General features: G+C 63.2%; 8 protein-coding genes. All 8 read right to left on the bottom strand.

Annotation, left to right across the window (positions count from 1 at the left end):
• Nucleotides 1-117: 117 nt before the first annotated feature.
• The gene (locus HMPREF2526_RS08145; RefSeq protein WP_046647926.1) at nt 118-903 is read right to left on the bottom strand and encodes a DUF4191 domain-containing protein; all 786 of its coding nucleotides are present in this window, start codon (nt 901-903) and stop codon (nt 118-120) included.
• 42 nt (nt 904-945) lie between these two features.
• A complete protein-coding gene (gene lipA / locus HMPREF2526_RS08150) occupies nt 946-2,010 on the bottom strand; it encodes a lipoyl synthase (protein ID WP_070510675.1) in 1,065 nt (354 codons plus the stop codon).
• Between the two features lie 108 nt (nt 2,011-2,118).
• A complete protein-coding gene (gene lipB, locus HMPREF2526_RS08155) occupies nt 2,119-2,925 on the bottom strand; it encodes a lipoyl(octanoyl) transferase LipB (protein WP_070510673.1) in 807 nt (268 codons plus the stop codon).
• 69 nt (nt 2,926-2,994) lie between these two features.
• Nucleotides 2,995-3,387 (bottom strand): glycine cleavage system protein GcvH, encoded by a 393-nt coding sequence (gene gcvH / locus HMPREF2526_RS08160; RefSeq protein WP_046647929.1) that lies wholly within the window; start codon nt 3,385-3,387, stop codon nt 2,995-2,997.
• Between the two features lie 42 nt (nt 3,388-3,429).
• Nucleotides 3,430-4,542: a glycine cleavage system aminomethyltransferase GcvT gene (gcvT, locus tag HMPREF2526_RS08165; protein ID WP_070510671.1), complete on the bottom strand. Its 1,113-nt coding sequence runs from the start codon at nt 4,540-4,542 to the stop codon at nt 3,430-3,432.
• Nucleotides 4,543-4,545: 3 nt separating this feature from the next.
• On the bottom strand, nt 4,546-7,413 hold the full coding sequence (gene gcvP / locus HMPREF2526_RS08170; RefSeq protein ID WP_070510669.1) for an aminomethyl-transferring glycine dehydrogenase: 2,868 nt from the start codon (nt 7,411-7,413) through the stop codon (nt 4,546-4,548).
• Nucleotides 7,414-7,485: 72 nt separating this feature from the next.
• Nucleotides 7,486-8,652: an MFS transporter gene (locus tag HMPREF2526_RS08175; protein ID WP_070510667.1), complete on the bottom strand. Its 1,167-nt coding sequence runs from the start codon at nt 8,650-8,652 to the stop codon at nt 7,486-7,488.
• Between the two features lie 262 nt (nt 8,653-8,914).
• Nucleotides 8,915-9,957 (bottom strand): 2-oxoglutarate dehydrogenase, E2 component, dihydrolipoamide succinyltransferase (sucB, locus tag HMPREF2526_RS08180; protein WP_070546912.1); only part of this gene is annotated, 1,043 nt, incomplete at its 5' end.

Here is a 9,957-nt window from a genome sequence, read left to right on the forward strand (position 1 = left end):
CGAAACCTGGTCACGAAGGCTAGGACGGTTCTAAAGCAACGAAGAATCGCAAGGTAAAGAAGGGGTCCCTTCCGAGAATCTCGGAAGGGACCCCTTCTTGTACGGAAACGAGGTGGCTTATTTGCCGCCCTTGCGCTCCTGCATGCGGCGCATGCGGCGGTTCATGCCCGCCATGTTTTGAGCCTGGCGGGGCATTGGGCCCTTGGGCAGGCCCGGAGTAGTGCCCGGCAGATCATCCATGGCCTCGATGCGGCGAATGTTCTCGTAGGTTTCGTTCTTGTTGTAGTTGCGCGGCAGCTTCATGATGTGGGTGCGCAGCTTGGACACCGGCACTTCGTCCTCACCGCTGCCCACGAAGACCTCGTACACCGGCACACCGCCAGCCAGGCGGTCAACGCGCTTCTTCAAACGGTTGAGGGTAGGGGCGACGCGCTTGCGGTCACCTTCGACGACGAAAATGACGCCGGAGTTACCGATCACGCGGTGAACCAGATCCTGCTGGCGGGTCGCAGCCACGCCAGGCTTGACCTTCCACACCACGCCCACGGTGTTGCGCAGCTGCTGCTCCAAAGCCCAGCCGGCGACACCTGGCTGGTCCTCCACCTTCTTGTACATGTCGCGCTCAAGGCGGCGAGTGAACAGGAACATGGCGAGCATCGCACCAAGGCCCAGGCCGATGATGAGCATGAACCACTGGCCGTTAAAGAGCAGGCCGATAAGGAAGAAGAGCAAGCCCACGCCCAAGAATGCGGCCAGCATGATGGGGATGAGAGCCTTGTCCTGCTTGCGCTGCATGTTGAACGCTTGCCACATTTGTGACCAGTTCTGCTTGCGCTTGGCACGCTTTGCCGCGCGCTCTTGCTTCTTCGCGTCCTTGAGCGACGCCTTATCGTCCTTAGCCATGTCTCCTACTTTAAGGGCAAGAGGAATAAAAAGAGAAACGCGTTAGCGGATGGTAGCGGCAACAGAGTTGGCCTGTGCAGGGGTCTTGGCCATGCGCGTGGTCACCGGAGTTTCCTCGGAGGGGCCATACTTCTCGAGAAGGGTGGAAGCCTCCTGAGCTGTAGCGCCCTGGGAAGTCTCCGCCAGGTGCTTCAGGTTCTCCGGAAGCTCGAGGCCGCGTGCCTCCATGGCCTGCACGTAGAGGCGGCCAGCGCGGTAGGAGGAGCGGACCAGCGGGCCAGACATGACGCCACCAAAGCCGAGCTCCTTGGCCAGCTTGGAGTGCTCCACGAACTCCTCCGGGCGCACCCAGCGCTCGATCGGGTGGAAGCGCGGGCCGGGGCGCAGGTACTGGGTAATCGTGATGATGTCGCAGCCTGCCGAGCGCAGGTCGCGCAGTGCTTCCTCGATCTCCTCTGCGGTTTCGCCCATGCCCAGGATGAGGTTGGACTTGGTAATCAGGCCAAAGTCGTGGGCCTGGCGGATGACGTCGAGCGAACGCTCATAGCGGAAGGCCGGGCGGATGCGCTTGAAGATGCGCGGCACCGTCTCCAGGTTGTGGGCGAAGACCTCAGGGCGGGCTTCAAAAACCTCTTGGAGCAGGTCCGGCTTGCCGGAGAAGTCCGGGGTGAGGTTCTCCACGCCGGTGTTCGGGTTGAGTTCATGAATCTTGCGGACGACCTCAGCGTAGAGCCAGGCACCCTCGTCGGGAAGATCATCGCGAGTAACGCCCGTAATGGTGGTGTAGTTGAGATCCATTTCCTGGATATTCTCTGCCACACGGCGCGGTTCGTCGCGGTCCAGCTCCGCTGGCTTGCCGGTAGCGATATCGCAGAAATCACAGCGGCGAGTGCACTTGTCGCCGCCGATGAGGAACGTAGCCTCACGCGATTCCCAGCACTCGTGAATATTGGGGCAGCCAGCCTCCTGGCACACGGTGTGCAGGGAAGCACCAGTCACGCGAGATTTCATGTCCTCATACCCAGGGCCGGTGCGGACCTGATTGCGGATCCAGCGCGGCTTCTGTTCGATGGGAGACTCCGCATTCTTCTTCTCAATGCGGAGCATCTTGCGTCCTTCAGGCTTAACAGTCACGGAACCTCACTTTAGGTGTTGAACTAGCTCTTTCTATTACAAGCCCTGCGGGTGGCTGCTTTATTCCACCGAGGGTAGCCGCTATTTTTCTTGCGCGGCTTTGCGGGCTTGGCGGGCCTTCTCGTTGGCCACTTTGATGGGATCTGGGGCCGAGGCAAAGGTGTGGTCGGCCACCGTCAGTTCGCCGGAGAGGGCTTTGCGGAGGGCGTCGAGAAGCGGGGCTTCTGCCTCCTCCATGGTCACCTCACGGCCGAGCTCAAGCGACAGCGTTGACACGTCCGCATCGTCGATGCCGCAGGCCACGATGTGCTCGTAGTACTCCAAGGTGTTGGTGCAGTTGAGCGCTAGGCCGTGCATGGTCACGCCGCGGGTCACGCGAATGCCCAACGCACCTAGCTTGCGGTCGCGCTTCGGGGCGGCTGGGTCGGCAGCCTGGGTGGTGGAAGGAACCCACACCCCCGAGCGGCCATCGATGCGCCCAGCGGTGCTCACGCCGAGTTCACGGACAGCTTGGATGATGGCCTCCTCAAGGCGGCGGACGTAATCGACAACGTCAACCGGCTCGGCCAGTTTGATAATGGGGTAGACCACCAACTGGCCCTCGCCGTGCCAGGTGATGCGCCCGCCCCGGTCAACGTCAATGACCGGGAGGCCATTATCGGGCATATCCTCCGGCTGCGTGCGCTTTCCGGCGGTGTAGACGTTGGGGTGCTCCACCACGAGGATGACATCACCCTGTGTGCCCGCCGCCCGCGCCGCCGCGAGCTCGGCCTGCAGATCCCAGGCCTCTTGGTAGCCCATGCGGCCCAAGCGGCGGATCTCCAGTGGTTCGTCGGAAGCGCGGATGGAGCGATCAGCGGGAAAGAAAGGTTCGCGGGGAGCAGTCATGAACCCAATCCTAAACCCCGCGAAGATTCAGCCAGAAAGGGGCTGAGTGTGCGCTGCTCAAGCGCTTTTTTAATCGACGCCGTTGGCGGAAGCGTACTCGTCGGCGGTCATCAGCTCGCCGACCTCGGTGACCTCGACCTCGAAGAGCCAGCCCTCACCGAAGGGATCGTTGTTGATGACTGCATAGTCATCGTGCACGTCCTCGTTGACGGCGGTCACGGTGCCGGTGACCGGGGAGTAGAGGTCAGACACGGACTTGGTGGACTCCACCTCGCCGCAGGTCTCGCCGTGCTCGACGGTGTCACCCACGGCCGGCAGCTCAGCGAAGACGACCTCACCCAGGCGGTCAGCGGCCACGGAGGTGATGCCAATACGGACGGTAGAACCAACGACGGAGTCAGCGGTGGCGTTGATCCACTCGTGGTCCTCGGAGTAGGAGAAATCGGAAGGAAGGTTAGCCATGAGAAGGGGTGTCCTTTCGGTAGTTGACTTCAGTAGTGGAGTTTACTTATCGCGCTTGTAGAAGGGCAGCGCGGACACTTCGAAGGGGTAGCGCTTGCCGCGGATGTCTACCTCGACGGCCGCACCCGGCTCGAGGCCAGCTGCGGTATCGATGAGCGCGAGCGCTACTGGGTGTCCCAGGGTGGGGGAGGGCTGGCCGGAGGTCACCATGCCCACCTTGTTCTCACCCACGTAGACCTCGGAACCGGCGCGCGCGGCGCGGCGCTGGGAGGAGACCAGTCCGGTGATAACGGCCTGCGGGCCTTCCTCGGCGCGCTGGCGCAGCACCTCAGCGCCCACAAAGTCCTGCTCCTTCTTGGCAAAGGCGCGGGACATTCCGGCTTCCACCGGAGTGATATCGCGGGTGAGCTCGTTGCCGTAAAGCGGCATGCCTGCCTCCAAGCGCAACGAGTCGCGTGCTGCCAAGCCGCAGGGCTTGATGCCGTATTCCTCGCCGGCCTTGAGCAGCTCTTCCCACAGCTCCGGGGCATCGGAGTTGTAGACGATGAGCTCGAAGCCATCCTCACCGGTGTAGCCGGTGCGGCAGATAAACGCGTACTTGCGGGCCACCTTGCCGGTCATCGCGGCATAGTAGGGCAGGTCCATGACAGCCTGCTGCTTGGTGTCCTCCACCAGCGGGACAAGGATCTCCAGCGCCTTTGGGCCCTGGACGGCGATCATCGCCACATCGCGGGACTCGTTCTTCAGGTCCACATCGAAGCCCTCGGCGCGCTCGTTGAGCGCTTCCCACACGGTGTCGGCGTTGCCAGCATTGGGCACGACGAGGAACTTGGTCTCCTCCAAGCGGTAGGTGATGAGGTCATCGATGATGCCGCCATCCTCCGCGCAGATCATGGAGTACTTCGCCTTGCCCTCCTTAAGCGTGGTGAGGTTGGAGATGAAGCAATAGGAGAGGAACTCGGCGGCGTCCGGGCCGTTGACCCAGACTTCACCCATGTGGGAGAGATCGAAGAGGCCTGCGGCATTACGTACCGCGCGGTGCTCCTCGAGCTCGTTGTCATACTTCAGCGGCATCTCCCACGGTCCGAAGGGGGTGAAGGTGGCGCCGAGTTTCTCGTGCTCAGCATGCAGCGGGGAGTGCAGGTAGTCAGTCATTGATTAAACCTCCTGGTTGTCGTCGGAGTAGTCAAAAGCCTCTGGCGGCGGGCAGGTGCACACCAGGTTGCGGTCACCGTAAGCCTCGTCGATGCGGCGCACCGGCGGGAAGTACTTGTTAGCGCGCAGGGAGGTCACCGGGTAGGCGGCCTGTTGGCGGCTAAAGGCAAAGTTCCACTCGTCGGCGGCGACGGATTCGGCGTTGAACGGTGCGTGGTGGATGACGGAGTCCTCGTAGGCCACCTTGCCGTCGATGATCTCCTGGATCTCGGCGCGGATGGAGCGCATGGCTTCGATGAAGCGGTCCAGCTCACCCAGGTCCTCGGACTCGGTGGGCTCCACCATGAGGGTGCCGGCCACCGGGAAGGACAGGGTCGGCGCGTGGAAGCCGTAGTCCACGAGGCGCTTGGCTACATCGGCGGCGGTGACGCCGGAGGCGTCGGTCAGCTCGCGCAGGTCAAAGATGCATTCATGCGCCACCAGGCCGGCATTACCCGTGTAGAGAACGGGGAAGGAATCCTTCAGGCTCTGCGCCAGGTAGTTCGCGCCGAGGATGGCATGGCTCGTGGCCTCCGTGAGCCCTTGCGAGCCCACCATGGCCAGATAAGACCAGGAAATTGGCAGCACGCCGGCCGAGCCGTAGCGCGATGCTGTGGACGGCACGCCGGTGCCCTCCACAGCCGGCTGCGCAGGATCCAGCTGGGGATCGTTGGCATCCGTCGGCAGGAAAGGTACCAAGTGCTTGGCGACGCCCACCGGGCCCACGCCCGGGCCACCTCCGCCGTGCGGGATGGTGAAAGTCTTGTGCAGGTTGAGGTGGGAGACATCGCCACCGAAAGCACCCGGACGGGCCCAACCGGCCAGCGCGTTCATGTTCGCGCCGTCGATGTAGACCTGGCCGCCGGCTGCGTGGACCTTGTCGCAGACCTCGCGTACTTCCGGGTCGAAGACGCCGTGGGTGGAGGGGTAGGTAATCATGATGCCGGCGACGTGCTCGCCGTGCTGCTCGAGCTTGGCGTCGAGGTCGGCGACGTCAATGGAGCCATCGTCAGCGGTCTTGATCACGACGACGCGCAGGTTCGCCAGGGTCGCCGAGGCCGCGTTGGTGCCGTGCGCGGAGGCCGGAATGAGGATGACATCGCGGCCGTGGTCGCCGTTGGCAACGTGATAGCGACGAATGGCCAGCAGGCCGGCCAGCTCACCCTGGGAACCGGCGTTGGGCTGGATCGAAACCTGGGCGTAGCCGGTGATATCGGCGAGCCAGGACTCGAGCTCGTCGATCAGCGCGCGCCAACCAGCGGTGGTCTCCTCCGGGGCATACGGGTGGATGCCCGCGAACTCCGGCCAGGAGATGGGCTCCATGGCAGAGGTGGGGTTGAGCTTCATCGTGCACGAGCCCAGCGGGATCATGGTGCGGTCGAGTGCTAAGTCCTTATCCGCCAGGGTGCGCAGGTAGCGCAGCATCTGGGTCTCGGAGTGAAGGGAGTTGAAGATCTCGTGCTGCAGCGGCTCCTCGGAACGCTGGACGGAGGACGGAATCTCGAAGGAGCCAGACGCGGCTGGCTCGGAGTTAGTGGAGGCCTCGGCGCCGAAGGCAGCGGCAAGGGTGTTGACGTCCTCGCTGGTAGCGGACTCGCCGAAGGAGACCGAGACCTTGTCGGAGCCGATGGCGCGCACCAGGTAGCCCTGCTCCTGCAGCTGGGCCTTGACGGCGGCCGCATCCACGCCGGTGACGGTCACGGTGTCAAAGAAGTCGCGGGAGACAATCTCCTTGCCCGCGCCGGTGACTGCTGCAGCAAAAGCAGAAGCGCGGTTATGCACGCGCTGCGCAATCTCCTTCAGCCCCTTCGGGCCGTGGTAGACCGCGTACATCGAGGCCACGTTGGCCAGGAGGGCCTGGGCAGTACAGATATTGGAGGTGGCGCGCTCGCGGCGGATGTGCTGCTCGCGGGTTTGCAGCGCCAGACGATAAGCGGGGCGGCCGGCGGCGTCCTTGGACACGCCCACGATGCGGCCCGGAAGCTGGCGCTTGAGCTTATCCGTGACGGACATGAAGGCCGCGTGCGGGCCGCCGAAGAAGAGCGGGACGCCGAAGCGCTGCGAGGAGCCAAGGACGATGTCTGCGCCCATCGAACCAGGTGCCTCCAGAAGGAGCAGCGACAGCGGGTCGGCCACGACGGCGGCCAGGGCGCCGCGGGTGTGCAGCTCCTCGATGGCGGCGCGCGGGTCGACGATATCGCCCCCGGTTCCGGTGTAGGCCAGAACTGCACCGACGAGGTCTTCGCCGACGATGCCATCGCGGACATCAGCGATCTCGACCTCGAGCTCGATGGCGCGGGCGCGCTCGGCGGCCACGGTCAGGACCTGCGGGTGCAGGCGAGAGTCCAACAGCACGCGGCGGCCCTTCTTCACCGCGCGGGCCATCAGGCCGACGGCTTCGGCGGTGGCAGAGGCTTCGTCGAGAAGCGAGGCGTTCGCGATGGGAAGGCCGGTCAGGGACTCGATCATGGTCTGGAAGTTCAGCAGTGCCTCGAGGCGGCCCTGCGAGATCTCCGGCTGGTAGGGCGTGTAGGCGGTGTACCATCCGGCATCCTCCAGCAGCCCGCGGCGAATGACCGCCGGGGTGAGGGTATCGGAGTAACCCTGGCCATAGAAGGACTTCAGCACGACGTTCTGGGAGGCGTACTCGCGCAGCTTCGCCTGCGCCTCATCTTCGCTCAAAGCCTCCGGGAGGTTGAGCGCCTCGGTGGCGCGGATGGAGGCTGGCAGGGCGGCATCGACCAGCGCATCGACGCTGTCGTAGCCCAGAGCCTTGAGCATCGTTTCACGCTCGGCTGCATCCGGGCCGAGATGACGAGAGATGAAATCCATATAGTGAATCTCCTTCGTGGCGTTAGTTTGTGTGACCTAAACTGCTCCAAGTATAAAGCGTATGCCATGACATTAACCCCGGTTACCCCTGATTCGGAGATGTAGCGTCACGGCAGTCAGCGCCGCGACTGCGAACCCGATGATGAAGGCGGTGGAATACCCCGTGACAGGGCCCAAAAGCGAGAGGATGAACGGGGCAAAGAAGCCGAGGTAGGTCAGCGAATAAAACACCCCCGTTGCCGCGCCGAGTTCCGCTGGGTGGGCAATGGCTTGAGTTTCTGCGAGCCCGCTGAGCATGCCAATTCCATAGGAGCTGCCCATGATGATGGCCGCGAGGGGCAGGAGGAATACCGCCCAGCCGTGGTGTGCCGCCGCGACGACGATGAGACACAGGACCATGCCTATCGCGGCCAGCACCATGCCGTGGAACGCGGTTACGCGGATGCGGCCCGCTAGCTGCTGGATTACCACGCCGCTTCCCATGGTGAGTAGCGCACAGAGCCCGGCAATGAGAATGGGGTGGCGCAGGTGCTCACTGAGCTGTGAGGGGAGGAAGACGAAGGCAGTGGTGGCGGAGCCAAAGACCCACGGGGCATAGGCCACGACCGGTAGGTAGCGGGGAGTAATCAGGCTGGTGGGGATTAAGGAACGGCGCCGTGGCTGTGAATGAGGCTGTGGCTGTTCGGTGCGCTCTTCGGGCACCGTCCACACGAGTGGGACCACGATGAGTGCTAGGCCGATATGCAATAGATAAGGCAGGACGGTGGGCCATGGGAGGAACTCTGCGGCGATACCGGCAACGCCAGGTGCCAACGCGAAGCCAGCCGAAAGAGCAATGGAGGAACGCTTCGCACCAACGCTGAGGTGGGTGCTGAGCTCCTTGATCCAGGCAGCGCCGGAAGACATGGCCAGTCCCACCGCAGCCCCGGCACACAGGCGTCCGACCAGCAAGGGGAGGAAGGCGCCGCCTGCGCCACTGAGGAAGACCAGTGAACCCGCAGTGGTGGAGAGGACGGCTGGGCGCATGACAGCGCGGCGTCCCAGCGAATCCGAGAGCGGACCGCCAATGAAAAGTGCCACCATGATGCCGAGGGCGTAAATGCCAAAGAGGAAGGTCGTCTGCAGAACCCCCAAATCGGTGGTGACTTGGTAGACCACGACCATGGGGGCGAAAAGATTAGCGCCGCACGCGACGAGAAACATGCCGAGAGCGACGCGGAACCATTTCTGAGAAACCATGCTGCACAGTCTAGTGTGCTGAGTCACAGAGGTTAGGTCTTGGTGGCAAGACGGTTAAAGAAAACGCGCCTATCTGCCAAACTTAGCGCCGATCTCTGAAAACCGGGCAATAGTTTTGGCAGATAGGGCAGTTGCGGCGCCACTGAGCGATGTCACCGAGCTGTGTTTGCGGGGGTGGAGGAAAGCCGGGTGGAAAACGACGAAGCTCCCCCGCCGCAGTGGCAGGGGAGCAGTCTCTTAAGACTTGGAGTCTTGTTAAGCCTTAGAGGTCAAGGTCGGCTTCGAAATCTGCGGTTTCGAGGCGGTCCTTGATGGTCGTGATGAAGCGGCCAGCGTCGGCACCATCGACCACCTGGTGGTCGTAGGTGAACGGCAGGTAGCACATCTGGCGGATGGCGATGGCGTCCTGACCGTCCTCGGTCACGACGACCGCGCGCTTGGTAATAGCGGCGGTGCCCAGGATGCCAGCCTGCGGCGGAACCAGAATCGGGGTATCCAGCAGGGCGCCCTCGGAGCCGATGTTGGTCACGGTGAAGGTTGCACCGGTCAGATCGTTTGGCTTGAGCTTGTTGTTGCGGGCCTTATCAGCCAGCTCGGCGATCTTCTGGGCAATCTCCGGCAGCGTTAGCTCCTGGGCCTTGTGGATGACCGGGGTCAGCAGGCCGCGCGGAGTATCCACGGCGATGGCCACGTTGACGTCAGCGTGGTAGGTCATCTCCTTGGTCTCCGGGTTGTAGGACGCGTTGACGTTCGGGTGGGAGACCAGTGCCTCAACGGTGGCCTTCACGATGAACGGCAGGAAGGAGAGGTTGGCCTCGTACTTGTCGATGAACGCCTGCTTGGACTGCTTGCGCATATCCCAGATGGCGGTCATATCGACTTCCTGGACGTGGGTCAGCTGAGCGGAAATCTGGAGGGCCTCAACCATCTTGGTCGCCGTGATCTCGCGGATACGGTTGACCTTCTGGGTGGTGCCGATGAGCTCCTGCTTCTCCGGATCTACAGACTTGGTGGACCAGCGAGCGCGCGGGTTGCTGGAGGAGGCGCTAGCGGAGGAAGCCGGTGCCTCACCTTCGCCGGCGGCGGCCAGGACGTCCTGCTTGCGGATGCGGCCACCGACGCCAGTGCCGGAGACGGTGGAGAGGTCTACGCCGTGCTTCTCAGCCAGCTTGCGCACCAGCGGGGTGACATACGGGACGTTATCGCCGTTGTTGACCTTCGTGGAGGTCTCAGAAGTCTTCGGCTCGGAGGACTGGGAAGCAGCAGGCTTCTCCTCTGCCTTCGGCTCTTCCTTCTTCTCTTCGG

This window comes from Corynebacterium sp. HMSC070E08 (genome assembly GCF_001808895.1).
Taxonomy (GTDB): domain Bacteria; phylum Actinomycetota; class Actinomycetes; order Mycobacteriales; family Mycobacteriaceae; genus Corynebacterium; species Corynebacterium hiratae.